This window comes from Candidatus Agathobaculum pullicola, assembly GCF_052117205.1.
Classification (GTDB): domain Bacteria; phylum Bacillota; class Clostridia; order Oscillospirales; family Butyricicoccaceae; genus Agathobaculum; species Agathobaculum pullicola.
Genome location: NZ_JBQKJP010000005.1, coordinates 21,097 through 45,689 on the forward strand (window position 1 = coordinate 21,097; position 24,593 = coordinate 45,689).

At 49.9% G+C, this 24,593-nt stretch carries 23 protein-coding genes and 1 pseudogene; 17 read left to right on the forward strand and 7 right to left on the reverse strand.

Features of this window, described 5'->3' with window-relative positions:
- Positions 1-7 precede the first annotated feature (7 nt).
- Both fliW and ACTQ3V_RS03330 read left to right on the forward strand, forming a co-directional pair.
- Positions 8-454: a flagellar assembly protein FliW gene (gene fliW / locus ACTQ3V_RS03325; RefSeq protein WP_441466248.1), complete on the forward strand. Its 447-nt coding sequence runs from the start codon at positions 8-10 to the stop codon at positions 452-454.
- Positions 448-681, forward strand: a complete 234-nt coding sequence (locus ACTQ3V_RS03330; protein WP_441466249.1) for a carbon storage regulator — start codon at positions 448-450, stop codon at positions 679-681. Before fliW ends, ACTQ3V_RS03330 begins: the two co-directional genes overlap by 7 nt.
- 130 nt (positions 682-811) lie before the next feature.
- Here the strand turns inward: ACTQ3V_RS03330 and ACTQ3V_RS03335 are convergent, their stop codons facing one another.
- The 5 genes from ACTQ3V_RS03335 to ACTQ3V_RS03355 form a co-directional block, all read right to left on the reverse strand.
- Positions 812-2,461 (reverse strand): recombinase family protein, encoded by a 1,650-nt coding sequence (locus tag ACTQ3V_RS03335; RefSeq protein WP_441466250.1) that lies wholly within the window; start codon positions 2,459-2,461, stop codon positions 812-814.
- Between the two features lie 82 nt (positions 2,462-2,543).
- On the reverse strand, positions 2,544-2,720 hold the full coding sequence (locus ACTQ3V_RS03340; protein ID WP_162612239.1) for a hypothetical protein: 177 nt from the start codon (positions 2,718-2,720) through the stop codon (positions 2,544-2,546).
- Positions 2,721-3,007: 287 nt separating this feature from the next.
- The gene (locus tag ACTQ3V_RS03345; RefSeq protein ID WP_441466251.1) at positions 3,008-3,322 is read right to left on the reverse strand and encodes a hypothetical protein; all 315 of its coding nucleotides are present in this window, start codon (positions 3,320-3,322) and stop codon (positions 3,008-3,010) included.
- A 19-nt stretch (positions 3,323-3,341) separates the two neighbouring features.
- Positions 3,342-3,671, reverse strand: coding sequence for a plasmid mobilization protein (locus ACTQ3V_RS03350; RefSeq protein WP_441466252.1), 330 nt, complete (start codon positions 3,669-3,671; stop codon positions 3,342-3,344).
- A 669-nt stretch (positions 3,672-4,340) separates the two neighbouring features.
- The gene (locus ACTQ3V_RS03355) at positions 4,341-5,501 is read right to left on the reverse strand and encodes an FtsK/SpoIIIE domain-containing protein (protein WP_441466253.1); all 1,161 of its coding nucleotides are present in this window, start codon (positions 5,499-5,501) and stop codon (positions 4,341-4,343) included.
- Positions 5,502-5,907: 406 nt separating this feature from the next.
- On the opposite strand from ACTQ3V_RS03355, the pseudogene ACTQ3V_RS03360 reads away from it, so the two are divergent.
- From ACTQ3V_RS03360 to ACTQ3V_RS03370, 3 genes and pseudogenes are all read left to right on the forward strand, one after another.
- A pseudogene (locus tag ACTQ3V_RS03360) lies at positions 5,908-6,555 on the forward strand (helix-turn-helix transcriptional regulator); the annotation flags it as partial.
- Positions 6,556-6,631: 76 nt separating this feature from the next.
- Positions 6,632-7,981 (forward strand): PD-(D/E)XK nuclease family protein, encoded by a 1,350-nt coding sequence (locus ACTQ3V_RS03365; RefSeq protein WP_441466254.1) that lies wholly within the window; start codon positions 6,632-6,634, stop codon positions 7,979-7,981.
- A gap of 14 nt (positions 7,982-7,995) precedes the next feature.
- Positions 7,996-8,610: a DnaB-like helicase C-terminal domain-containing protein gene (locus tag ACTQ3V_RS03370; RefSeq protein ID WP_441466255.1), complete on the forward strand. Its 615-nt coding sequence runs from the start codon at positions 7,996-7,998 to the stop codon at positions 8,608-8,610.
- A gap of 607 nt (positions 8,611-9,217) precedes the next feature.
- On the opposite strand, the gene ACTQ3V_RS03375 is transcribed toward ACTQ3V_RS03370, so the two are convergent.
- On the reverse strand, positions 9,218-10,165 hold the full coding sequence (locus ACTQ3V_RS03375) for a late competence development ComFB family protein (protein WP_441466256.1): 948 nt from the start codon (positions 10,163-10,165) through the stop codon (positions 9,218-9,220).
- 22 nt (positions 10,166-10,187) lie between these two features.
- The gene (locus tag ACTQ3V_RS03380; RefSeq protein ID WP_441466257.1) at positions 10,188-10,949 is read right to left on the reverse strand and encodes a ParA family protein; all 762 of its coding nucleotides are present in this window, start codon (positions 10,947-10,949) and stop codon (positions 10,188-10,190) included.
- A 159-nt stretch (positions 10,950-11,108) separates the two neighbouring features.
- Between ACTQ3V_RS03380 and fliD the strand changes: the two genes are divergently transcribed.
- The 12 genes from fliD (at position 11,109) to rfbF (ending at position 24,590) form a co-directional block, all read left to right on the forward strand.
- A complete protein-coding gene (fliD, locus tag ACTQ3V_RS03385; RefSeq protein WP_441466258.1) occupies positions 11,109-13,694 on the forward strand; it encodes a flagellar filament capping protein FliD in 2,586 nt (861 codons plus the stop codon).
- Between the two features lie 38 nt (positions 13,695-13,732).
- Positions 13,733-14,104, forward strand: a complete 372-nt coding sequence (gene fliS, locus ACTQ3V_RS03390) for a flagellar export chaperone FliS (RefSeq protein ID WP_441466259.1) — start codon at positions 13,733-13,735, stop codon at positions 14,102-14,104.
- Complete coding sequence (locus ACTQ3V_RS03395) at positions 14,101-14,475, forward strand: hypothetical protein (protein WP_441466260.1); 375 nt, start codon at positions 14,101-14,103, stop codon at positions 14,473-14,475. The genes fliS and ACTQ3V_RS03395 overlap by 4 nt, the downstream gene beginning before the upstream one ends.
- Position 14,476: 1 nt before the next feature.
- On the forward strand, positions 14,477-15,349 hold the full coding sequence (locus ACTQ3V_RS03400; protein ID WP_441466261.1) for a C39 family peptidase: 873 nt from the start codon (positions 14,477-14,479) through the stop codon (positions 15,347-15,349).
- Positions 15,350-15,381: 32 nt separating this feature from the next.
- Positions 15,382-16,101, forward strand: coding sequence for a cell division ATP-binding protein FtsE (locus ACTQ3V_RS03405; RefSeq protein WP_441466262.1), 720 nt, complete (start codon positions 15,382-15,384; stop codon positions 16,099-16,101).
- Between the two features lie 33 nt (positions 16,102-16,134).
- Positions 16,135-18,009 carry a methyl-accepting chemotaxis protein gene (locus ACTQ3V_RS03410; RefSeq protein ID WP_441466263.1) on the forward strand — a complete coding sequence of 625 codons (1,875 nt, stop codon included), beginning with the start codon at positions 16,135-16,137 and terminating at the stop codon, positions 18,007-18,009.
- Complete coding sequence (locus tag ACTQ3V_RS03415; RefSeq protein WP_441466264.1) at positions 17,987-18,412, forward strand: bacteriohemerythrin; 426 nt, start codon at positions 17,987-17,989, stop codon at positions 18,410-18,412. The genes ACTQ3V_RS03410 and ACTQ3V_RS03415 overlap by 23 nt, the downstream gene beginning before the upstream one ends.
- A gap of 257 nt (positions 18,413-18,669) precedes the next feature.
- Entirely contained in the window at positions 18,670-19,125 is a 456-nt protein-coding gene (locus ACTQ3V_RS03420; RefSeq protein WP_441466265.1) for a chemotaxis protein CheX, read from the forward strand.
- 41 nt (positions 19,126-19,166) lie between these two features.
- Complete coding sequence (locus tag ACTQ3V_RS03425) at positions 19,167-19,535, forward strand: response regulator (RefSeq protein WP_441466266.1); 369 nt, start codon at positions 19,167-19,169, stop codon at positions 19,533-19,535.
- Between the two features lie 316 nt (positions 19,536-19,851).
- Complete coding sequence (locus ACTQ3V_RS03430; protein ID WP_441466267.1) at positions 19,852-21,534, forward strand: flagellin N-terminal helical domain-containing protein; 1,683 nt, start codon at positions 19,852-19,854, stop codon at positions 21,532-21,534.
- 141 nt (positions 21,535-21,675) lie between these two features.
- Positions 21,676-23,790 carry a glycosyltransferase gene (locus ACTQ3V_RS03435; protein ID WP_441466268.1) on the forward strand — a complete coding sequence of 705 codons (2,115 nt, stop codon included), beginning with the start codon at positions 21,676-21,678 and terminating at the stop codon, positions 23,788-23,790.
- Between the two features lie 14 nt (positions 23,791-23,804).
- Positions 23,805-24,590 carry a glucose-1-phosphate cytidylyltransferase gene (gene rfbF, locus ACTQ3V_RS03440; protein ID WP_441466269.1) on the forward strand — a complete coding sequence of 262 codons (786 nt, stop codon included), beginning with the start codon at positions 23,805-23,807 and terminating at the stop codon, positions 24,588-24,590.
- Positions 24,591-24,593 lie beyond the last annotated feature (3 nt).

A 24,593-nucleotide genomic window follows, 5' to 3' on the forward strand; every position in this document is an offset into this window, starting at 1 on the left:
GCGATATATGAAAATACAAACCAAATATTTTGGTGAGTTGAATATTGATGACAGCACAACGCTTCGCTTTCCGGATGGCCTGTTTGGGTTTGAACAGGAAAAGGAATTTGTCCTCCTCTCTTTTTCAGAAGAGGAGGACTTCCTGCTATGCTTACAAAGTGTAAAAACGCCATTTTTGGCATTTACACTGCTCAATCCTTTTATGGTAATGCCAGAATATCGCCCTACATTGCCGCAGGAGGAACTGCAGCGATTGGGTGTCGATAAAAGCGAAGATTTGTGCTATTATGTGTTGTGCAGAGTGGAAAATCCGGTTTCCGAGAGCACGGTCAACCTGCGTTGTCCGGTGGTGTTGAACGACCAGACACGGCAAGCGCGGCAGGTAATTCTGGACGAATATGAGATGCGGTGCCTACTTTCATCACTGGGAAAGAAGGATGATGGAGCATGCTGATCTTGCAGCGAAAAGAAGGCCAGTCGCTTACGATTGGGGATCGGATTGTTGTCACGGTTCAGGAAATAGGACAAGGGCGTGTGCGCTTGTCGGTGGATGCGCCGCGCGACATTGCGGTCCTTCGGACAGAGTTGGTGGAAGCACAGCGGGAGAATCGATCAGCTGCGCAGGAGAAGGAATCCCCGATGCAGTTACTGAAAATGCTTCGCAAGGAAAACGAAAAATAATGTTGCCATTCCTACATGCACAGAAAAAATCCTGCGTCATTTGGCGCCCCCTGACAGGGGTAACTTTGCAGGTGTTCGAGTCCCCGGCAGATATTGCTTCGGCAGTATCTGCCGGGGACTTCTTTTTGTCTCACGCACCCTTGGTGGTGGACTGAACTTCCGGCTGGGTGAGTTCCACATAACCAATGTCATTGTAGTGGATCTCCACTGTCTGCTGAGCGTGCTTGCTCCACTTCACGTCCTTTTCGTGGACCACGATCTTTTGGATGAACAGCCGCAGCAGCTCCGGCATCAGCTCCTGGATGTCTGTGTACCGCTTTGCCAGGGAGATAAAGTGGTTTGTGCCGGACACCTGCTCCCGCAGCCTCTGGATGGCAGTTTCCTTTTCCGGGATGGCCCTGTTCAGCACTTCCATCTCCTGGGTGTAGCTGCCGGAGAGTGTCTGGAACTGTTCTGCTGTGATCCGCCCCAGGACGCTGTCCTCATAGAGCCGCTTAAAGATGCTGTCCAGCTCTCTGCTCCGCTTCTTCATAGCGGCCAGTTCCCGTTCCAGCCCACGCATCTCTTTTCGGATTTCTGCGGATTGCCTGCTGCCGATGTATGCGGCAAACTCCTGGGTGTGCTCCCTGGCCATTGCTGTCACCCGCCGCAGATCCTCCAGGACCACATCATCCAGTACACACTCCCGAATATAGTGGGCGGTGCAGAGGGTGCCGTCCTTCTTGTAAGTCCGGCAGGTGAAGTGGTTGTAGGACCGGCTCATGGTATGGGCGCGGTGGAGCACCATGGTGCTCCCGCAGTCGGCGCACACCACCAGCCCGGAGTACTTGTTCTGCTCGTCCATCTTGGTAGGTCGCCGTTTGTGCTGGCGTACCCGCTGGACGATATCCCAGACTTCCCGGCTCACCAGGGCGGGGTGGGTGTTTTCCAGCACCATGCATTCCTCCCTGGGATGTTCCACTTTCCGCTTGTCCTTGTAGGAACGGGTGCTGTACCGGAGGTTGATGGTGTTGCCCAGGTAGATCTCATTCTCCAGCATATTGGCAATCGTACTGTCAGACCACCCATAGGGATCATTCAAATTCAGGCTGCTATGGGCAACGCCAAAGGTTTTGTAAGCGTAGGTCGTGGGACACAGTACCTGCTCCCGCTTTAGCAGCCGGGCGATCTGGCTGGGTCCCTGCCCGGCGGCGCACAGGGCGAAGATGCGGCGAAGCACGGCGGCGGCCTCCTCGTCCACCACCAGCTTCTTGCGGTCCTGCTCGTCCTTGCGGTAGCCGTAGGGCGCTCTGGTGCCCAGCCGCTCCCCGCGTTCCGCCTTGGCCCGCTGCACCGCTCGGATCTTCCGGCTGGTGTCCCGGATGAACCACTCGTTAAATAGGTTCTTGAAGGGCATCAGCTCCGTGCTCTCAATCTGGTTGGTGTCCACATTGTCGTTGATGGCGATGTAGCGGACGCCAAACATGGGGAACCGCTCCTCGATGTACAGCCCCGTGTGGAGCTGGTTGCGTCCCAGCCGGGACAGGTCTTTGGTGATGATGGTGCGGATCTTCCCGTTTTCCATATCCGTCATCATCTGCTGGAAGCCGGGGCGGTTGAAGCTGCCTCCGGAATAGCCGTCATCCACATAAAAGCGGGGGTTGGGGAAGCGGTGCTCCCGTGCGTACCGCTCCAGGATATTCCGTTGGTTCTGGATGCTGTTGGACTCTCCGTCCGCCCCGTCATCCTGGCTGAGACGGCAGTACAGGGCGGTGATCTCATTCTGGTTTGACTGTTTCATACAGCCCTCCTTTTTTCTCGTCAAACCGTTTTAGCGCATCGCGCCTACACAATACCCCAAAGCCTTGGGAATGTCCAGCCCTTTAGGCGCACAGCTTTCCCTGCTGCGCATCCAGGTCGATGAGGGCTTTCAGCTTGTCCTCCGGGGTGGCGCTGCCTTGCTGCGGGAACACAGACACCACACGGATAAGCCGCCCATGGGAGCGCTGAAGGCGTTCCGCTTTTACCTGTTGAACATCATCTTTCGCTTCTTCTGACATTTTCGTTTCCTCCATCTCTGGTCGGGAAGGTTCGGCAACTTTGCCAAACCTTGCTGGGCAGCGCTTTTGGTGATTTCATCAAAAGCGGTCTCCCGGCTCTGTGGTATATTCCGCTCCTCCCGCGGATCGCCTTTGACACTATTGTCAAAGGCGATTTTCTGCTCCTGTGACATAAAAGTGACGCTCCTGACGATTCGGCTGAAAGCGCCCAGTTTCTCTCTGGGGCCATACCTATCCCCCCTCTGGGCCTGCGAGGCCACACGAGGCCTCCTGTGGCCTTACAGAGGCTATTGCTGGGTGGAGAGAAGGAAGCACTCCTCACAGAGCTTGTCCGCCAGAAACTCCAGCTGCGCGATCTGCTCCGGGGCGAGTTCTCTGGCCCTTGGGCAGCGGGCGATCTGCCGGATGTTGGAGTAGATATGGTTTACGGCGGGATGCGCGTCCAGCTTCTGCCTGGGCATTCGGGTGCGGATTGTTGCCCCCTGGATTAGCTTGCGGAAATAAGTTGTGGCCGGCAGTCTGGTGATGGCCAGATAGCGGCACAGCCGCTGGTACTGCTCCTCCGTCATGCGGACGGACAGAGAACAGCTGTTGTCCCGCATAGGTGGACGTGGCCTGCGTTTATGCCGCATAGGGGTACCCCAGCTTTCTCACCTGCCGGAATTGTTCCACCACCTGGGCCAGCCGCTGGACGGAAAAGCCCAACTGCTGGGCGGTGCCGCAGCCGCTGTTGAATGCCCTGGCCACGGCGTTGATATCCCGGCCAGCCTCATCCGCAAAGGCGATGGCCGCTTTCGTCTCTTTCTCCCGGTAGAGCATGGGGCGGTTTTGCTCCAGCTCTCTCATCAGCCAGGCGTTGGCGGACAGTCCGGCAGCCCTGCTTTTCTCTTTCAGCAGGTCGTATTCCTCCTGGCTCATCCGGATGCAGGTGCGGTGTGTTTGTGTGTTCATGCTGCTCCTCCTCTCGGGAGACGGCTCCAGGGCCATCCCCGGTTCTCGCACCCATCCTAACAGATAATGCGGACAGTCTGTGTCCGCATTAAAAAAGAAAAATGGGTGTCTCATGATGCACCCTGCCTTGGATTTCTTGACCTCCAGGGTGCTAACATGGACACCCTTGTACGGATTATAATGTACCCAATAATTTAGACAGTTTATTGAAAAAACGACACCCTGATGCAGGTGAAAATCGGGTCCGGCAAAGTTGCCGAACCCGATTTTCAGCACAATGAATTGCCGCCGGAATTGCCAAATGTTCAAATGAGATCGGGTTTGACAATTTTGTCAAACCCGATCTTGCGTGGAAAATCTTCCGAAAACTTTTCGGCAACCTTGCCGGAAAGTTCCGTCCGCAGGCGGCATTGGGGACAGGGGTTTCCCCTGCAAGCGCGTTTTGACATCAAAACGCTATGCTTGCGACAATAAGAGACGAACCAAGTATGGGGTAGTTTCAATGCCAAGATAGATTTAAGCCAAGAATTGAAATCCAACCTGTACGGAAGTTCTTCCCGAGGCTACAATAAGGGAGAAATCGGCCTGACGACGCATGAACAGTTTGCTGGACACTGTTCTCATAGCGGACATGGAGGACATCGACAGGTGTAGGTATAATCATCGTGCTCATCTACTAGAACAGTGTCTTTGCTCAATCTTGAGCCGGATGGGCTTACCCACCCCCAGAGGCCGATAGAGCAGTTCTTCTTCTCCAAGATGCTCCGCCCCACTGGTATCGATTATAATACGGGATTCCATGGCGGAATCCACCGCAAACGAGATTCGACTGGGAACATAGAGTTTGATAAACCCAGTGATTACCGCCGGGTCAGGGCACTTCGTAGCCAGGATCAGGTGTATCCCTGCAGTATGGCCCTGCTGGGCGATTTGACAGATGACTTCTTCCGTCTCGTTGGCCGCAGTATTCATCAGACCGGCCAGTTCCTCAAGAACCACCAGGATGGCGGGTATCGTTGCGGTATCAGCCAGAGCGTTATACGCCTGAATGTCTTTCACGCCAGCTATGGAAAAGAGTCGACGGCGTTGCTCCAGTTCCATCACAGCCTTCTGCAAGGCATAAACCGCCTCTCGTGTATCTGTGATAGTTGGAAGAAGCAGATGGGGATCACCGGCATGCCGAAGTAACTTTCCGCCGGGAGAAGGAATCAGGAGCATTCGGATCTCCTGGTCGCCGTCCTGATGGAGCAGCGACCGTAGTAAGGAGTCGATATATTCCCCTATCCCTGTGCTGGTTCGCCCGGCAACGAGCAGGTGGCGGAGCTTTCCCAGATCCCCCTCGACCGCATGGCCGCTCTGGTCTAAACCCAGGGGTAGAGGCAGCGCCACAGAGGAATGGTGCGTCATCTCCTTTTGAGTGGATCGGTTTTTCATTACGGCCAGAAGCAGCAAGCCCAGCTTGGTTTCCTCCAGATCCTCCCGGAGCAACACCTCAAAGTTCAGGTCCCCTACGTCCAATTCCAAACCGATTGCCCCGATTGTCCACTCCAATGTCTCCAGGTTATGCGCTGTGGATGCCCAGAGACACAGCAGGGAGCGCCCGATCCCGCGCCCCTCTTTCTGCCGCAGTTCGCTCAGATCCTGCCTCAGCCAATCCGGCACTTCCTTTGCCGGTATCTCTGTGGCCTGCCAGCACCAGACCTGGTCAGCCTGAAGAAAGGGTGTGAAATCCTCCTTCGTCAGAAAATGTGTAGAAAAATAGGGAGGTTCTGCCCACAGCCATTCCAACCGTCCGACCAATTCCTCTTTCGTCAGCATTTCGCGCTCCATGTCCATCCCACCTTTCTTCTGTGAATACAAACTGTACCTGAATCAGCATACACCACCGGCTGTACTTTTTTTGGTACAGCCCCTGTGCTATAATGGGCACATACACAGGAAAGGAGGCGATTCTTTGTCGGCACATTTGCTTCCCATCCGGCTCTATCAGCTCTTGGAGGAGCACAGCGACCATGCCCATCTCCTCTCTATGGGGGAGCTGCGCCGCCTGCTCCGGCTGGAGTACGGCCTGACCTGTGACCGACGGACGGTCTACCGGGGGTTGGAGGCCCTGCGCCAGGCGGGCTTTGACATCTCGGAGTTCCAGGACGGCGGGGCAGGCTACTACCTGCTCTCCCGGCGGCTGGAACCCTCGGAGGTTCGGCTGCTGCTGGACTGCGCCGCTGCCTTTCCCGGGATGGGTGAGCGCCAGTATCAAGATTTGAAAGAGAAGCTGCTCCGGGGATTGAGTTGCTTCCAGCGCGCCGCCTGCCGTCCCCTCTCTCTGCCTACAGTCTACCGGGGGATAAACCGGGAGGTGCTGCTGGCGGTAGAAGTACTGGAGGAGGCTATCGCTGCCGGGCGGCAGGTATCCTTTCAGTATATGGAGTATGGGATGGACAAAAAGCTCCACCCCCGCCGGGAGCGGCCCTACCAGGTACATCCATACGGCTTGTGCTTTGCCAACGGGAATTACTATCTCATCTGCCGTTACCCTGGGTACGATACTCTGAGCCACTACCGGGTGGACCGCATTCAAAATCCAATCCTGACACAGGAGCCCCGGGAACCGCTGCCCCAAGGTCTGGATCTATCCCGCTATGTGCGGGAGCGAGTCTATCAGATCTCCGGAAAAAGCATTCAGGCTGTCCTGCGCTGTGAGAACAGCCTGCTCAGCGACATTTTAGACCGCTTTGGTCTGGACACCATGCTCCACGATAACGGGGATGGCACCTTTGACGCCGTGGTCACCGCCGAGCCGGAAGGGCTGAAATTCTGGGCGGTGCAGTACCTGGAACGCTGTGAGATCCGAACGCCCCAGCGGCTGCGGCAGGAGCTGGCCCAGACGCTGCGGGAGGGCTGGGAGCTCTACCGTGCGCCCCTAACTCTTTGTGATCATCAAACGAAGGAGGAAACACAAGATGAATGTGGAAGCGAAGCTGGCGGCCATTTTTCCTATGCTGACGGAGAGCGATTTGCCCATCGAGGAGCTGGACATCGAAGTGGCGTCGCGCAATTCCCTGCGGCGCAGCGGGGTCCATACGGTAGCTCAGCTGCTGCAGCTGACCCATACGGAACTGGTGGGCCTCTTTCCCAACCGGAACCTGCCCTTTTACAGCGAGATCATCTACAAACTGACCTGCCTGGCACAGCCGCCGAACACCGCAAAAACAGATGATACCTGCACAGTAGAAAACCTGCTGGACGATTTTGGGGAGGGATGCAAGATGAAAACATTCAATATCTTTCAGGTGGCTGGGATCTGGAAATCCGAGGAGATTCACACCCGTGTGATCGCGGAACTGCTCAACCCCAGCAGCCGCTTTCATGCCATGGGTACCACTTTTCTGGAAAAGTTTCTGGATATGCTGGGGCTGGACGAAGATTTGTCCAAAGCAAAAGAGATGGCAAAGGCCCAGGATACTAAGGACGAAAATATGATCAAGGTAAAAACAGAAGTGCCCACTGATAACGTCCGGCGCATCGACATGGTCATTTCCACGCCAAATTACTACCTGCCCTTTGAGGTCAAGATCTGGGCCGGGGATCAGAAAAATCAACTCTATGACTACTACTGCTATGCCTGCGAAGAAGCACGGAAATTGGGGAAAAAAGTGCCCTATATCTACTATCTGACCCCTAACGGACACAATCCAAGTGATTGGAGCCTGGGCAGTGCCGACGATAAACTGCCGGTCTGTACCTTATCTTTCCGAAAGGATATCCTTCCCTGGCTGGAGGAGTGTATCAAGAACACTGATGCACAGTCTCATATAGATCTCGTGGAAATCATGAAGCAGCTGCGGGACAATATCCGAGGCGAACACCACAATATGAGCTTTTCTCACTGGGGCCCGGAAGACATTCTGGATGATATTTACCAAGCCCTCGCTGAGCATTACGACCTGACATGGACGGAATGCACAGACCAATACATGACCTTTACACTCCATAAAAAGGGCGATTTGGAGTTTGCCCTTCGAATCCAAAAAGAGGGAGAAAATTCTGTCAGTTTACACCTACTCTATGGCATCACGCAAGAGGGGAAGCCCAATTATGCGCTGACTGTTCCTCACATCCGTGAGAATCCTCAAGAATATGAGGTTCTCTTATCAAACACATTTGCCAACCGAGAAAATGTGTTTGATAGTACAGTGGCAAGCAAGTGGGATCGCATGAAGGTCATCCATTGTAAAAAGCAAGATGGAACCTGCATTGAAAAAATTGAAGAGGTATTTTCCTGGCTGAAAGATGGCATCAGAGAAAAATGAAAGAGATGATGATAATGGTACATAAAATCACGGTCTCCTATCCCTCCCTGGAAGCCAACGGACTGGACTCCATCACAGAAAGTATGGGCGGCGGTCAGTTCATTGCCCTTGCCGGACGCCCCGGTACAGGGAAAACACATCTTGCTATCCTGATTGCCCAAGATATGGCCAGGAAAAAGCCCGGTGGAAGCGTTGTCGTTTTCTCTTTGGAGTTATCAAAAGAGATGCTGGAACGACGGTTTCCTGATCTGGACGATCAAGTCCAGATCATTGATGAGATTCCTATGACCATCGATAAGATCTATGAGGCCTGTTCCGGAATCTGCGGCCTCAGGCTGATCGTCGTGGACTATCTTCATCTTATGGCAGGAGAATCCCGTTTGCATAATACCCAATCACTGAAAAAGCTGGCTGAAACGCTGAATGTTTCTGTGATTTGTGTAAGCCAGATAACCCGTTTGGTAGATGAGCGTCCCGACCATCGACCCGTACCGGATGATCTCTTTTGGAGAGAAGGAAAACCATGGTCTTTTTCCGAGGAATCTGTGGATCAGATCCTGCTGGTTTACCAACCCCAGCCAACGGGATCGCAGTTGAAAGACACATGGGTCGATCTCTATCAGAAATAAGCCCAGTTATTAGTATGTTTTTTGTGACTATGATGGATATAATGAAATCATAAAATAAATTTTCCGAAACTACTATGCGTACCAAAGTACATACATCCATAATATGCAATAGACCTGCATTGTTACAGTAAGTTTGAATTGCAGACTCCCCCCCTTGACCATATGTTTGCCCACAGACAACGAAAACCGGCCCACCAGGGATAGCATTCCCTGATGGGTCGGTCGTTTCGTCTCAACTGGTTCGGCTCCAGCGTTTTCTGGCCTGGGAGGTGTCATGGTGCGCTCTGGCTGGTCGGTAGTTGCATCCTCTTGCACCTCAGCCTTTGCGATGCCTTGGTCAATTTTTACCGCTGCTTTTCCCATATCTCATCAGTGATATGAGAGTAGCTGTTTAGAATGGTGGACAGTGTTTTGATGTCTGTCCAATGAGCCAGGACATAAATTGCAGAAAGAGACAGACCACATTCTAGTGTGAAACCCCGGTCATCTTAAAGTTAGAAAATGCGGTTATCTACAAGATGTACAGATATATCCAATTGATGCGCAAAATCGGTTTTTTTGTTGTCCTTTTGCGGAGGTGCCTTTATGACGCAGGATTTTTTTAATTTTAATGATGCGGATGCTCATTAACAATAACGCAAGCACGCATCATCTGAATGGATAACTCTTTCGCATATCGTGCTGCATATACGCTCATGTAAGCGGCTCGTTTAGATTTTTCGAGTACCACATATTTTGATGGAAGATTGGTCAGTGCAAGCGCTTTCATATCAACAATGCAGCGCTGACATTGGCATTGCAGCATATTGGTGATATAATGTGATGAAGCATTTTCGACCAGCTCCTGCAGGACGTTGGTATATTCAACGTCTTGCTCTCCGGCAGGGGTGTAAATCTCCTGAGACGGTGTTTGAGGTTGGGGTATCTTTATACCAGTCAAATCAGGCTCTGTAGGCTCGGCGGAAAGTGCTGTTTCCTCTGGTTGTGGTACTTCGGATGCTGCCTGTTCTGCTTCCTGTTCTGTGGCTGGTTCAGCGATGTCTTCTGGCTCCGGAGCCCGCGTTTCTACCGTTTCCGATTCGGGGATCTCTGCCGCGGCTTGCGGCTCTTGCGGCTCGTCTGCGTGATCCGCTTCGGCTGGCTGTGAGGGATGTTCCACTTCACTCAAAGCCTGCAACAGTCCTGATTTGATGTCATCTGAAAGCTGCTGCTCCTTTTCTCGTACAGTCTGTACGATCGGAACAACAGGCTGTGGCATGGGAGCAGGAGGTGTCTGAGGTTGCGGCTGTTCTGTTGTGGGTGTTTCCGAAGCAAAAACTGGCGCTGCCGATTCAGGTGCGGATTCGGAGGGGGATTTTGGTGCCGTTTTTGAGGGCTTTTTGGTTTTAGCTGTGCTGGAATGAGCTTTTTCTTTAGGGGTTTCCGCTGTCTCTGTTTGTGATTCGGCAAGTGTAGCCGAGACGGACGGCTGTTCGTGTTCGGCTGAAGTGGTATCATTAGGGGTTGCAATCAGGTTGAGCACGCGTGCGGTTTTGTTACTACGTTTTGAAGCCATTTTTCAACTTTCCTTCCATAGTTTAGGATTTTTCAGCGAGGATTTCGTCTACAAGGGCAACAAAATCCATAGCGGGCTTGCAAGTGGGGGAATAGGAAACGATGCTCTCTCCATGCGCAGGTGCTTCTGCCACCATAACGCTTTGACGGATTTTCGCCTCAAAAACTTTTGTGTCAAGCTGCTGGGCGATTTGTTGGGAAAGCTCCAGAACATCGCGGTTCAGGTTCAGACGAGCGTTGAATTTATTGAGCAGGATACCGATGACCTTAAGGCTGGGATTGTAATATTGCCGGACGGTTTCAATGGTTTCCTTGATTTGCGTTACACCCAATAAACTGAGAATTTCAGGTGCCATCGGAATGATGAGTTTGTCTGAAGCAACATAGGCGTTCACAGTTAAAAGATTGAGGGCAGGAGGGGTATCGATGATAATATAGTCATATCGGTCGGAAACCATAGATAACTCTGTTTTGAGCATGTATTCGCGCCCAGGTTTGTTACATTCCATCTCCACACCGGAGAGCAGAATATTAGACACGAGAAGGTCTCCATAGGTTATGGGGCAAACTGCTTCGTCGATGGGAAGCTGTTTCTTAAACACTTCGTACATAGTATGTACGTTTTCAATGTCTACTCCAAGGCTGAAACCAAGATTGCCCTGCGGGTCGAGGTCAACGCCAAGAACCTTATATCCGCGGTCGGAAAGTGAGGCGATGAGCGCCGCCGCCGTGGTTGTTTTTCCGACACCACCTTTTTGATTAGTAATGGCAATGATTTCCGCCATAGAAGACACTTCCTTATCTGAAAAAAATCTTAATATTCTCTTATCTTTAGTATACTACATGTCGAAATAAAAACATAGAATAAAAATTTTTTTATTGTATATTTTCTTTTTCGCCAATTTTCGTTGGCGGATAACAGTTACTTGGAAGGAGAGATTGATATGGCAGTCAGCAATGTAAGCAGCAGCAGTTCCTCCAGCATTTATGGAAACCGTAATGTACTCAGCGGTCTTGTAAGCGGCATGGATACCGAATCCATGATCGAAAACATGGTCATGGGTATCAAAAACAAAATTGATACACAGAAACAGAATCAGCAAATTCTTCTGTGGCAGCAGGAGGCCTATCGCAGCATCAGCGATCAGCTCGTGCAGATTTCCAACAAGTATACTTCGTACACCTCGTCGACCAACTTAATGAGCTCGGCATTTTTTGAGCCTAGCATCATCACATCTCTGGGTAAAAATGCGGATATGATTTCCGCCTCCGGCAGCACGAACAGTGATATTCAGATCAGTAAGGTGGAAAATCTGGCGAAAACCGAGACGATCAGCTTTTCCGGCCTCAATGGTGGTAAGAATCAGGACAGCATCAGAGGCTCAAAAAATGTTGACCTTACGGGAGATGTGCAGGTCAGCAACTTTGCAGGTCAGCAGATGTCGTTTGAGTATGGTAATAAAACATTTACCATTACATTTGATGGCGACCGCGAATATACCGATCTGAACGATGTAGCAGATGAAATTAACAAGCAGCTGGGTAATGCCTCCATTACGATGTCGGATGGTTCCAGCGTCAAGATGAATTCTAAAATTAAAGCATCGGTTTCGGCGGATAATAAACTGGAGCTCAGCTTTGTTGATGGCGCCAAAGAAACCAACACGCTGGAACTCAAGGGTTATTCTTCCAAGTCTGTATTGGAAGCGTTGCATTTAAGCGGAGGCAGCAAGCTAACAGGGGATAAGGTGCTGTCTTCCAGCCAAGCGGTAGATAATGCCAAGGATTTGACAACGACCAAATCCGCAGGCGAAGTACTGGCTGGCGCGACCATGAACTTTACTTATAATGGCACAACCGTGGCCATTAAGATGCCGGAAGAGGGTACAGATGAGTACAATGCCATCTTCGGGGAAAAGGTCACAAACGCAGGCGAGCAGATGCAGCAGTATCTGCAAACCCAATTGGATCAGGCGTTTGGATATAACCGTATCACGGTTAAGGGTGGCTCTGGCAACAGCTTTAAGCCGGAATTTGTAGTAAATTCAAGCAGTGATACCCTTTCCATCAACTCTGGTACGCTGAACGTCGTTGGCGAAGGCGGTATTTTCGGTATCGACCGCGGCGCTTCCAACCGTGTTAATACCAGCAAAACAATTGGCGATTTGTTGGGAAATCCGGATGGTCAAACAACTATTGATAAGTTAACTTCGACGGGCAAAAAAGATGAAAACGGTAATGAAATGTATGCTCTGGTGATTAACGGTGTGACCATCGGCGATGAATATACGGTGGATACCACGCTGGAAACCATCATGAACGATATCAATAAGAATGAGAAGGCGGGCGTTAAGGTCAGTTATTCGGCCACTTCCAATCAGTTCGTGTTTACCTCCACGCATGGCGGTGCCGGCGGTAAAATTGAGATCAATAATGATAATAATGACAATCTGGCAGCAAAACTGTTTGGTTCGGTAACTTATGACAAGGATCCGAGTAACGGTACGTTGACTGGTTTCACGGTCGTTCGAGAAGGCGAAACGACGAAGTTTAACGCAGACGGAGAAGTTACACTGGTGAACGGAACTTCCCCCTCTGACACAAATAAGTCTTCGGCGAATATCATTAAGGGTCAGGATGCCAAGATGGTCGCTTACATCAACGGTGTCGAAACAACCTTGACCAGCGGCACAAACACCTTCAATATTGACGGCTTCAAGGTTACCGCAAACGGTACATTTACGGCGGAAAATGAGGGCGAACGCGTTACATTTGATAAAAAGGTAGATGCAGATAAGATTGTTGATGCAGTCAAGAGCTTTGTAGAGGACTACAACAAGGTTCTTGCGGAAATCAATACACAATACTCCACGCAGCCTGATCACAAGAAAGATTATTTGCCTCTGACAGATGATCAGAAGGCAGACATGACTGAGAAGCAGATCGAGGAGTATGAGGCCAAGGCAAAGGAAGGTTTGCTGTTCGGCGACAACGACCTGGGTGGCTTATCCAACGGCTTGCGCTTTATTTTCTCCAATCTGGATTTGGATGAAATTGGAATCGGCGTGTCCACCAGTTATTCGGATAAGGGCAAGATTACACTGGATGAGACAAAGCTGCGCTCTGCGCTGGCCAGTGATCCGGAAGCAGTGGCAGAGGCGTTTGCGGCACCGTTGGAGCAGAAGAAGGTCACGAATAAAGATGGTTCCACTTCATGGGTGGATGACACTTCTTCGGGCGGTGCGATGTCGCGTCTGAAAATACAGCTCGATAAATATGCGGCAACAACCGGCGCCACCAAGGGTATCTTGATCGAAAAAGCCGGCTCCCAGTATTCGCCGCTGGCGTTGCTGCAGAACACGCTACAGGACAAGATCAACAGCTACGATGATGTGATTGACTCCCTGACCGATCAGCTGAATGATAAAATCGATTTTTACACCTCTAAATTCAGCAAATTGGAAACATTGATCGCACAGATGAATTCGCAGAGCTCTTATTTGATGAGTTTGGGCGGCGGCAGCTATTGACACAGGGTGTAAAATAGAAAGGACGGGGTAATCCGGCTATGGATATACATGGCTACCAACAATACAAAGCACAGTCAATCAATACGATGACTCCCGGTGAGCTGCTGATGCTGCTGTACGATGAATTGATTAAGCGTTTGACCCGTGCAGAAATCGCGTTGAAAAACCAAAATTATGAGGTTTTTGATGAATCAATTATCCGCTGCCGGGAAATCATAAGGTATCTGGATGACACGCTTGATATGCAGTATCCGATTAGTCATGACCTGCACCGTCTGTACGATTTCTTTTCTTACGAGTTAAGTCGCGTACAGACGGGACGGAACGAAAAGGTTCTGGCCGAGATAAAGCCCCGATTGACCGACCTGCGGGATACATTCCGGCAGGCACAGAAAGCGGGCAGTGTATGAATGAGCAGTGGATGAAGCTGCTGGTACAACTCAGAAAGCGTTATTCGGCTCTGACAGAGGCGCTTGACTTAACCATGCAGATGGGAGAGGCGTTGGATAGAAATGACCGCACCTCTTTCGGCATGCTGTTGGCAATGCGTCAGGAGCCTGTGCTCCGTATGCAGGAACTGGATGGCAATATCCGGCGTATCGTGGAAATCGATGCGCCGGATATTGAAGCGCGTTGGCGCGCTTTGATCGATGGAGACAGCCCACAGAACGCAGATGAGCAGATGGTAGTAAATCAAATGCAGCAAAACAAGCGTGTAATTGATCGTTTGATACCGATCGATAGCAGAATCAATCAGGTGCTTGCTGAAAGAAAGTCATAGCGTGAGAAAAAAGAGCTGGACAAAACGAATAGGATTGTGTATGATGGCAGTTGCTTTTATCGGCGGAGCCGAACTAGCGGCCTGCTATTGGCTTGACCCGCCGGTTTTCCATAAGATCGTAGATCCGGTCATAGAGAAAGCCGGTGATTTATGGCGCTTTGGGAACGAACAGGTGCGAGTGACTGTTGAGGGTGTGAAAGAACGCATCGCAGAACGCAGTGCGCTGCGGCAAGAACAGATCGAGTCCCAGCGGGCGGGGGAACCAGCCATACCAGACGGCGGCGTGCTGATAGAAGATCCGACAATTACGGAACTGGTGGTTCGTAATGGACAGGAGATTCTGACAGGCGGTTCGGTTTCAATTGCCTATTTTGCACAGAGCGATCCGGCCTGGAAGGATCAGCCTTACGGATCGGACCGTGTCGGTCCATATGGTTGCGGGCCAACTGCTATGGCAATGGCGGTAAAAAGTCTGACCGGGGTGAACACTGATCCAAGTCAAATGGCCAGTTGGTGCAGCAAAAACGGGTATTGGGCTGCTGGAAGTGGGTCGTACCACAGCATTGTTCGAGGTGTATCCGATGCCTTTGGGCTTGAGTGCTCCTCTTTAGGCTCCATGACATCGGAAGAATTGCGAACGCAACTTTCCGGCGGCCGCATTGCGATTGCATTGATGAGTGCCGGACACTTTACCAGTGGAGGACATTTTATTCTGCTACGGGGCGTCACGTTGGATGGCAATATTCTTGTTGCCGATCCAAACAGTAGGGCACGCAGTTTACAAGAGTGGGATGCAGACATTATTTTAAATGAATTGAGTTCCAGCAAAACGGCAGGCGCACCGCTTTGGCTTTTATCGAAACAGACAGATTAGCGGTACCGGACCGCTCACATAGGAGGTTTACTGTGCCCCAGATTGAAATGCAGCATGTAACCAAATATTTTACCAATGAGCAAAGGCGTTTTGCGGCAATAGATGATATTTCTCTCTCGATTGACCGCGGAGAATTCGTTTTCCTCATTGGCAGCAGCGGCGCAGGAAAAACCACATTGCTTCGTTTGCTTGCCAATCAGATTGTGGCAGATGAAGGAAAAATCTGGCTAAATGATGTGGAACTGACGCGGCTACGCGGCTGGAGACGTCCGGCATATCGGAGAAACATCGGTCAGGTTTGGCAGGATGCAAGCCTGATTCGGAAAAAGACTGTGCAGCAAAATCTGGAGTTGGTTCAGCGGGCGCTTGGCGTCAAGTCAAAGGTGATTCCGGAGAATACCAGAAAAGCATTGTCACTTGTCGGTATGCGTTCCATGGAGGATCGCTATCCGTTTGAGTTGTCAGGCGGTCAGGTGAAAATGGTGGAGCTGGCACGCGCGATTATCTGTAATCCTCCGATTCTGATTGTTGATGAAATCACCGCGAACCTCGATTACGATACGGGATGGGATATTATGAGCATCCTAAATGAGATCAACCGCTGCGGAACCACTGTAATCATGGCAACGCATGCAAAGGACTTTGTCAATATCATGTGCCGCAGGGTTGTTACATTAGTTGCCGGGAGGGTTGCCGGCGACGTTGAAAAGGGCAAATACGGCGAGTTAAAAGCAACGAACCGATTTGAATAAATAATGTTTATGTTGTTGGGAGGAAATTCTGGTATGCGACTAAGGGACATAAAAATTAAGCATAAGCTTATTTTGGGCTTTGCTATTCCGATTTTTCTGGCACTTGTGCTGTTAATTATTTCTGGAGTAAATACATTTTCACTCCGCAATCAGTATAAAAGCCTTATTAACAATGATGTTGCATTGCAGCAGCAGGTGTTGTCCAGCCGAATTGAGATTAATAAGGCTGCTCGATATTCTCGTGATATAGTTCTGGATACAGAAAAAACGAACTATACGGAAAATCAATCTAATCTGAATGCGGCTTTGGAGGCACTGGATAACACACACCAGTATGTTTCTGATAACTATACGCTGGGGGACGGAAAGGACAGTGCGTTTATCTCCGCCGTTACCTCTTGGGAGAATATAGTCCCTCAGGTCGCCAGCGCAGTGCAGCAAGGTGATTTTGAACGAGCTAAAAATATTTTATTAAATGAGTGTACGCCGGCTTTGGATGCGCAGGAGGAAGCTGCAAATGCGCTTTCTGACTCGATTGCTGCAAATATTTCCGCTACGGTTGCCGCTCAGGATCAGGCTATCACACGCATGCTGATAATCATGTGCGTATTGACTGCTGTATTTTTGATATTAGTAATTGCTTTTGCGGTGAATTTAATTCGTTCGATTACAAGACCTCTGGAAGAAACGCATTCGGCACTGCGTGAGATCAGCAAAGGCAACTTGAGCTTTAAAGTTACATATGAGTCAAAGGATGAAATTGGCGAAATGGCAGATGCACTGCGTTCTAGCCAGCAGGTGCTTCAGTCGGTTTGTTATGAAATTACACGAGTTACCTCGTCAATGGTAAACGGAGACTTCAGCGCAACAAGCGAAATCGAGTTGCCCGGTGTGTTCTATGGAATTTCTGAATCGCTCTCCCTCTTAACAAATCAAATGCGGCAAATTATCTCCAATGTAAAATCGTCTATCGAACAAATATCTTCCGGCGCAGAGCAGGTATCTACGGGAGCGCAGTCTTTGGCACAGGGAGCTACGGAGCAGGCAAGTGCTGTAGAGCAGCTATCTGCTACCATTAATGATATTGCGGTTGCGGCTCGTAAAAATGCGGCTGACGCTCAGTCGGCAAAGGAAAATGCCGACGCTGCGGGCTCACAGAATTCGGAAAGCCAGCAGCAGATGACGTTGATGATTCAGGCAATGAACGAAATCACCTCTACATCGCAGGAAATCAGCAAGATCATCAAGACTATCGAGGATATCGCGTTCCAGACCAATATTCTGGCGCTCAATGCGGCTGTAGAAGCAGCGCGTGCCGGTTCCGCAGGCAAGGGCTTCGCAGTTGTTGCAGATGAAGTTCGCAATCTGGCGTCCAAATCTGCGGAGGCGGCTAAGAATACGACTGCTTTGATTGAGAATTCGATCAAAGCCGTTGAAAATGGCTCCAGCATTGCGCATGCAGCGGCAGAATCCATTACTTCGAGCACAGAGTTGGCAAGTAAAGCCGTTGAAAAAATTAGCCAAATCGCTGCAGCCGCAGAGCGTGAATCCGAGTCTATTGAGCAGATTACGCAAGGCATTGACCAGATCGCAACGGTGGTGCAGACAAATTCTGCAACCAGCGAGGAATCTGCAGCGGCAAGCGAGGAACTGTCCTCTCAGGCAAATATGTTGCATCAGCTATTTGCGTCTTTCCGTGTTGTCGGGGGCAATGACGTTCCGACAGTGACACCGACGCCGTCGCATGACTATCAGGCATCAGCAGCTTCGGCATTTGACAACAGTGCATCTACTTCTCTAAACAGCGGCAGCTTTCATGCAGGAGGTACTTCCCCCGTATCGGGGGAAAGGTTTCCAGACGACTACGACCCCGCGTTCCCGGGTTTTGACGATCCGGGCAAATACTAAGCGGTATGAAGTCACGCCGGATTTGGAGACCGGTCATGATTTGATTGACTCCGAGCACCGCATGCTGTTTGATGCAATCAATGATTTGATGGATGCATGCAGTTCGGGCCAAGGCAGAAAAAAAATCGGTGAAACCGCAGACTTTTTGGCCGACTATGTTGATAAGCATTTTGCAGACGAGGAAGATTTGCAGCGCAAAAATCACTATCCCCACTATCCGGCGCATCACGACTTCCATGTGAACTATAAGGAAAAGATTCGGGAGTTGGCCGATGCTATCCGTGAGGACGGACCAAGTGTAAAGCGCTTGGGTGAAATCAATTCGCAGGCAAGTGTCTTGATCAATCATATTCGTCATGAGGATAAGCGCCTGGCAGCGTATTTGAGAAACGGAACCGAGTGATAATCCGTTGTTGCCAATATTGATTTGGCAAGAGATATATTAATATGAACGTGTAGGAGATTGGCGGTATACAGCCTGAGCCCATGGGTTCGAACGATACTGGTTCGAGATAGGCTGTATACTGTGCCTCTCCAGCGTATTCTGAGCTTGTCTGATTCACGTCTCCATAATGCGCCGATGGCGTATGAGTGGGAGACGTGATTTGCGTATGTTACTGTTGGAGACAGGTTTCTGAAGTTAAAATGGGAGGTAGTACTTTGAGTGCGCTCACGCAAGAAGAGATTCAGAATGTCTTGGATCAGGTAATGCAGGATATGACTAAGCGTATTGGTGGTATTTCTCTTCGAAAGCGAGATGCCATACTTTCCAATGATATGTGTACGGTGTATACTACATTTGAGGGGAGCTACCACGGTACTTTGATACTATGTGCAGACACCACGTTTTTGGTTCGTTTGGCACGCTATGTTATGCAGGAAGATACAGTGGATCCAAATGATTTTGAGGACCTTGTAAAAGAATATTTCAATATAATATGCGGACAGATCGTTGCTGGATTGTATCGTATTTCGCATTCTCCATCCCGGTTTCGCATTCCGGTGTTTTATATGGGTCGATATATCCCAGAGGATGGAGGGGCGCAGAGCGTTATCAATTACGCGAGCGATCATAATGAAGGTGCACAACTAATTCATCAACTGATTTCTGCATAAGTGAATATTTGAAGATGAATCTTGAAAAGGAGCTGTACAATATGTCAAAGAGAGTCATGGTAGTAGACGATTCTCGTATCGTTCAGTTGCAATTGAAAAAGATTTTGGCGGATACAGAGTATCAAATTGTTGCGTTCTGTCAAAGTGGTGAAGAAGCTCTGGAAAGATACGGTGAAATTCAGCCGGACTTGGTGACAATGGATATTTTGATGCCGGGTATCGATGGATTAGAGACTGCGCGTCAAATCCTTAAGGCGTATCCGAACGCCCGCATTTTGATGGTATCCTCGCTTGCATATGATGATACTATCAACGAAGCAAATGATGTAGGCGTGAAGGGCTTTGTCTATAAGCCGTTTGAGCGCAACCAGATTCTGGAGTCGATATCAAATGTATTTCGTGATGCGTAGATAACAAACAAAATTTGTGTATATGTTGATTTTTGAGCTCTTCATCAAAGACAGAGCGCACAAATCAAACAAAAAATATATCATTAAAATGCGCATATTGCCAAATTTCATAAAAAATAAAATTTTGCCTTATTTATTTTTGTACGCAACCGATGATATGAATGTAAGTTAAAGCCCCGGCATTGTGCAGGGGAAATGCATTTCCAGCTTTCAAACGGGGTGTAACTGTCTCGTCTGAAATAGAAAAATTATCCACCAAATGGACCGACGGCAAAAGGATTTGCTGCGGGCGGATTCTGTAAAGGAGTAGTGAATCATGAGAATCCAACATAACATCATGGCAATGAATGCCTACCGCAATTACACCAACAATACCTCGGCTCTGTCTAAGAACCTCGAGAAGCTGTCTTCCGGTTACAAGATCAACCGCGCTGGCGACGACGCGGCTGGCCTGGCAATTTCCGAGAAGATGCGTGCGCAGATCACCGGCTTGGAGACCGCGCAGAAGAATGCTAAGGACGGCATCTCCCTCGTGCAGACCGCTGAAGGCGCGCTGACCGAAGTACATGACATGCTCAACCGTATGGTCGAGCTGGCTACCCAGTCCGCTAACGGCACCTACAACAACGAGACCGACCGTCTGCAGCTGCAGAAGGAAGTTGATCAGCTGCAGGAAGAAATCGACCGCATCGCTGATTCCGCTAACTTCAACGGCATCAAGCTGCTGGATGGTTCTCTGGCCGGCAAGTCTGAGGTCAACAACGTTGCGATGGACGCCAGCACCGCAGTAAAGGGCATTTACACCACGGCTAATACGGCTGCAACGACCTCTCTGACTAATCTGTCTACTGACGACATCGGCAAGACGATTGATTATACGGTTACTTGGAAGGATGCGAACGGTGCGGAGCAGACCACTACCGTTAAGCTGACCTATCAGGGTGATGGCACTGGTATCGACAATACTGCTGCTACCAAGAACTACTTCACGGATATCAACGGTAATAAGTATAATCTGCAGGCTGACGGTACGCTGGCTCAGACGCAGGTTCAGGCTGCAATCGTTGCAAGCCTGAAGGCTGACAAGGTATTCTCTGAGAACTTTGATATTGCTGCTTCCGGTACTGCTATCTCGCTGACCTCTAAGTTGGAAGGTTCCGCTGGCGCTCAGGTTGTTGGTATCGGCGTGAGCGAGACCACCAGCCTGACAGGTAATGTTGGCTTTGCTACTGCGATGGCAGGCGGTGTTACCCGTAGTAAGGAGCCGTATGACTCTCTCCAGAAGTTCAATGCTGCAAATCTGCAGGTTGGCGCTACTGCTGATGAACTGGAGGATCTGCAGAAGAAGATCTTTGAGCTCGATGGCAACAAGTTCTTGGTTGCAAACGGCCTGAGCAATGACCAGATCAAGGGTCTTGGCGATGATGTTACGATTATTGATATCGGCACTGGCACCATTGGTGCTACTCAAGCTGGGAAGATCGCGGCTGAGATTACCCGTGTGACCGGCATGGAAACCATGGCGAATAAGACGGTTGCTGATGCTAACATCATTGCTACCGATATCGTATTCACTAAGGATAAGCTGAACCTGAATGGCAACGAGCTGACCCTTCAGATCGGCGATACCTCGGATGCGTTCAACCAGCTGAGCGTAAAGATTCAGGATATGCATGCTGCTTCTCTGGGCATCGATGCTGTTGACATCAGCACGCAGGATGGTGCTGCGGCAGCGGTTGATATCATCAAGAATGCGATCAACATGGTTTCTGACGTTCGTGGTACCCTCGGTGCTACCCAGAACCGTCTGGATCACACCATCAACAACCTGTCCGTCATGACGGAGAACATTCAGGATGCTGAGTCCACCATCCGCGACACTGACGTTGCTGACGAGATGATGGCTTACACCAAGAACAACATCCTCGTTCAGTCTGCACAGGCTATGCTGGCGCAGGCAAATCAGGTTCCGCAGGGCGTACTCCAGCTGCTGCAGTAATCTGGAACACTCATTCCATAGCATACGGCGGGGCGGGCAATTGCCCGCCCCGTTTTTTTCTTTTTCAAGCCTATTGGAAAAGGCTTAACCTTAGAAGCCCTTTCCAATGGGCTCGGAAATCAGCGAAAGGAGTTTTGCTCCATGGCAAGAAAAAAACTCGTGCTTTCCATTGGCATGATTGTGAAAAATGAGGAAAAAAAGCTGGAACGATGCTTGCGTGCTTTGCAGCCTTTGCGTGATGCGATACCCTGTGAACTTCTCATCGCGGACACCGGATCAACAGATGGCACACGCGCCATTGCAGAGCAATATGCTGATACCGTTTTGGATATTGAATGGACTAATGATTTCTCTGCGGCGCGTAATGCTGTGATGGATATTGCTCGCGGAGTCTGGTATTTATCCGTGGATGCCGATGAATATCTGGATGATGCAACGGAGCTTGCTCAGTTTTTGACTGGCCCTCAAGCTAAAAAGACCGATATAGCCACAGTGGTGATCAGCAGCTATACACAGAACGATCCAGATGGGGATGCCAGTCTCTTTTCTGCTGTTCGGTTGCTCCGCATGGCGCTCGGCTTGCGTTATGAGGGCAAAATCCACGAACGGTGGAATATCACCACTGATATGAAATGGCACCATTTAGCACATACGCTTTTTCATCACGACGGATATTTCTATAGGACACAGCAGGAGCACATCAACAAAGCACAGCGGAATCTTGCGTTATTGAAGGACGAATTAAAAGAGAATCCGGAAGACAGCATGTTAATTCTTCAGTGCATGGAATCGAGCGGTCCGCTTGTGCAAGAAGCGGTGGAATATTCACATCGCGGCATGGAACTCATCCAACGGGAACCGCGTATTCCGTATTGGGATATCGTTGCGGGGCCGATCTGCCGAAAAGCTGTCAACTTTGCTGCGCGATATCAAATGCCGGAATGGGATGACTGGATGACGTGGGGTGAAAAAAACCTACCGGATTCTCCATTTATCCGAGTGGATGTCGCCTATTATCGCTTGTGCTGGCTCTATAATTTAAAAAAGTATGAGCAGATTCCCGCTGTTGCTGACCGTTTCTGCGCCGCCTGGCAGGAATTTCACGATGGGAAATATGGGCCGGAAGAATTTATGATGTCATCACTGTACTATACTAGTGCGCGCTATATATCCTTTGCAAATGTATTCAAGGCGCGTGCTTATCTTGCATTGGGGAAAGAGAAGGAAGCACTTCAATTATTGCAAGATGTGGATTTGGATCATGCCCGTCCCGACCTGTTGGAAGCCTGGTTGGATGCGATGGAATATGCTGCTGATTTGCCAGATGCTGCGGCGATTACAGCTAAGAATCTTTCCAACCTTCTTCTTGATACGCAGGAATCTACTGGAACAAGCCGTCAAGCACTGTACTCCCGCATCGCCGCAGCCTTTTTACCGAATCGTCAGGATTCTGGTTGGCGGATCTACACTGATTTGGATACTGATCAGGGACGAGGCGCGCGGCTATTTGCTATGTCCGCAGGTAAGCAGGCACAGGATGTTCTGAATCAAATTGAGAACTGGGGAGAGATTCCGCCCACTGTGTTAGCTCATGTATGGCAGATTGGCGCTACTTTACCACTCAGTTTCTACGCACAGAGTTTAGAAGAACTACATGACACAACTGCACGCCTCGCCCAATATGACAGGGCTTTGGCGGCGCATACGCTTATACAGCTTCAGCACACACGGGACACTGAGGATTTCGCCATTCAGTCTTTCAATTTCCAGCTTTTGCTTGCAGCGTTGCAAAAGATGTCTGCTGATGAGAGTCAGTTCCGTGCCTTATGTGTCTGGTTTGGGAGAACTGCCTCCATCTATTTACAAAATATGTATCATCATGACCGCCTGCAAGATGAGAAGAGTATCCGTTTCCTTCCTGCCTTGCATAGGTTTGCTTGGTATTTCCTCCTTGCACAGACGGCTGCTGCTCAAGGGGAGTCAACTACTTGCGTCCATGCACTAAGACAAAGCTTGGTGCAGGCACCTGTGATGAAGGCGATGGTGCAAGCATTGCTTCCCATGGTCGAGGATAATAGTTTTCCGCTTGACATTGCTTCTGCGCCGCCAGAATTGCTGGAGTTAGCTGACAAAATTCGCACTATTCTACAACAATACCCGTCTGATGATCCTGTAGTGCAGGCGATAAAGCAAAGCTCTGCTTATAAAAAAGTTGCCTACCTGATTGAAGATCCAGACACGATGTGGGTCGTTTAAGAGGAGTAGTTCACATGAAAGTTGTCATTTTGGCTGGCGGACTGGGTACTCGCATCAGCGAGGAAAGCCATTTAAAACCTAAGCCCATGATTGCCATCGGCGATCAACCTATCCTGTGGCATATCATGAAATATTATTCACAATTCGGCTTCAACGATTTTGTTATTTGCTGCGGGTACAAAGGTTACGTCATTAAGGAATATTTTGCTGACTACTATCTGCATCGCTCGGATGTGACATTTGACTTTTCAGCAGAAAACCGCATGACTGTTCATAGCAATGTAGCAGAACCGTGGCGTGTAACGATCGTCGATACAGGGCTAAACACACAAACAGGGGCGCGTATCAAGCGAGTCCAAAAGTATATTGGGAATGAGCCCTTTATGCTGACCTATGGTGATGGGGTCAGTAATGTGAATTTGAATGCGCTGCTGGCGCAGCACCGACATAGCGGTAAGGTGGTTACGCTTACTGGCATCCAACCTGGTGGACGGTTCGGTGTGCTGGATATAGCTGAGGACAGCGATACGGTGGTGGGCTTTCGGGAGAAGGCCAAAGAGGATGGCGGCTGGATCAACGGTGGTTTCATGGTTGCTGAGCCGACGCTGTTTGATTATCTGAGCGTTGATGAATCCTGTACACTGGAAAGGATGCCTCTGGAAACCATAGCACATGAGGGGAGACTGGGTATCTATAAACATAATGATTTTTGGCAATGTATGGATACTCAGCGAGATAAAGGACATCTGGAGTCGCTGTGGAATTCTAAGGCAGCTCCTTGGAAAATTTGGTCAGATTAATGG

What these genes read in the sequence shown, in the direction of transcription:
- ACTQ3V_RS03335 (WP_441466250.1), bottom strand. Translation starts at nt 2,461, where the DNA reads ATGAAACAGTCAAACCAGAATGAGATCACCGCCCTGTACTGCCGTCTC.
- ACTQ3V_RS03395 (WP_441466260.1), top strand. Translation starts at nt 14,101, where the DNA reads ATGAATGAGCAGTGGATGAAGCTGCTGGTACAACTCAGAAAGCGTTAT.
- ACTQ3V_RS03365 (WP_441466254.1), top strand. Translation starts at nt 6,632, where the DNA reads ATGAATGTGGAAGCGAAGCTGGCGGCCATTTTTCCTATGCTGACGGAG.
- ACTQ3V_RS03340 (WP_162612239.1), bottom strand. Translation starts at nt 2,720, where the DNA reads ATGTCAGAAGAAGCGAAAGATGATGTTCAACAGGTAAAAGCGGAACGC.
- fliW (WP_441466248.1), top strand. Translation starts at nt 8, where the DNA reads ATGAAAATACAAACCAAATATTTTGGTGAGTTGAATATTGATGACAGC.
- ACTQ3V_RS03350 (WP_441466252.1), bottom strand. Translation starts at nt 3,671, where the DNA reads ATGAACACACAAACACACCGCACCTGCATCCGGATGAGCCAGGAGGAA.
- ACTQ3V_RS03355 (WP_441466253.1), bottom strand. Translation starts at nt 5,501, where the DNA reads ATGGAGCGCGAAATGCTGACGAAAGAGGAATTGGTCGGACGGTTGGAA.
- fliD (WP_441466258.1), top strand. Translation starts at nt 11,109, where the DNA reads ATGGCAGTCAGCAATGTAAGCAGCAGCAGTTCCTCCAGCATTTATGGA.
- ACTQ3V_RS03370 (WP_441466255.1), top strand. Translation starts at nt 7,996, where the DNA reads ATGGTACATAAAATCACGGTCTCCTATCCCTCCCTGGAAGCCAACGGA.
- rfbF (WP_441466269.1), top strand. Translation starts at nt 23,805, where the DNA reads ATGAAAGTTGTCATTTTGGCTGGCGGACTGGGTACTCGCATCAGCGAG.
- ACTQ3V_RS03430 (WP_441466267.1), top strand. Translation starts at nt 19,852, where the DNA reads ATGAGAATCCAACATAACATCATGGCAATGAATGCCTACCGCAATTAC.
- ACTQ3V_RS03330 (WP_441466249.1), top strand. Translation starts at nt 448, where the DNA reads ATGCTGATCTTGCAGCGAAAAGAAGGCCAGTCGCTTACGATTGGGGAT.
- ACTQ3V_RS03345 (WP_441466251.1), bottom strand. Translation starts at nt 3,322, where the DNA reads ATGCGGGACAACAGCTGTTCTCTGTCCGTCCGCATGACGGAGGAGCAG.
- ACTQ3V_RS03425 (WP_441466266.1), top strand. Translation starts at nt 19,167, where the DNA reads ATGTCAAAGAGAGTCATGGTAGTAGACGATTCTCGTATCGTTCAGTTG.
- ACTQ3V_RS03375 (WP_441466256.1), bottom strand. Translation starts at nt 10,165, where the DNA reads ATGGCTTCAAAACGTAGTAACAAAACCGCACGCGTGCTCAACCTGATT.
- ACTQ3V_RS03380 (WP_441466257.1), bottom strand. Translation starts at nt 10,949, where the DNA reads ATGGCGGAAATCATTGCCATTACTAATCAAAAAGGTGGTGTCGGAAAA.
- ACTQ3V_RS03410 (WP_441466263.1), top strand. Translation starts at nt 16,135, where the DNA reads ATGCGACTAAGGGACATAAAAATTAAGCATAAGCTTATTTTGGGCTTT.
- fliS (WP_441466259.1), top strand. Translation starts at nt 13,733, where the DNA reads ATGGATATACATGGCTACCAACAATACAAAGCACAGTCAATCAATACG.
- ACTQ3V_RS03435 (WP_441466268.1), top strand. Translation starts at nt 21,676, where the DNA reads ATGGCAAGAAAAAAACTCGTGCTTTCCATTGGCATGATTGTGAAAAAT.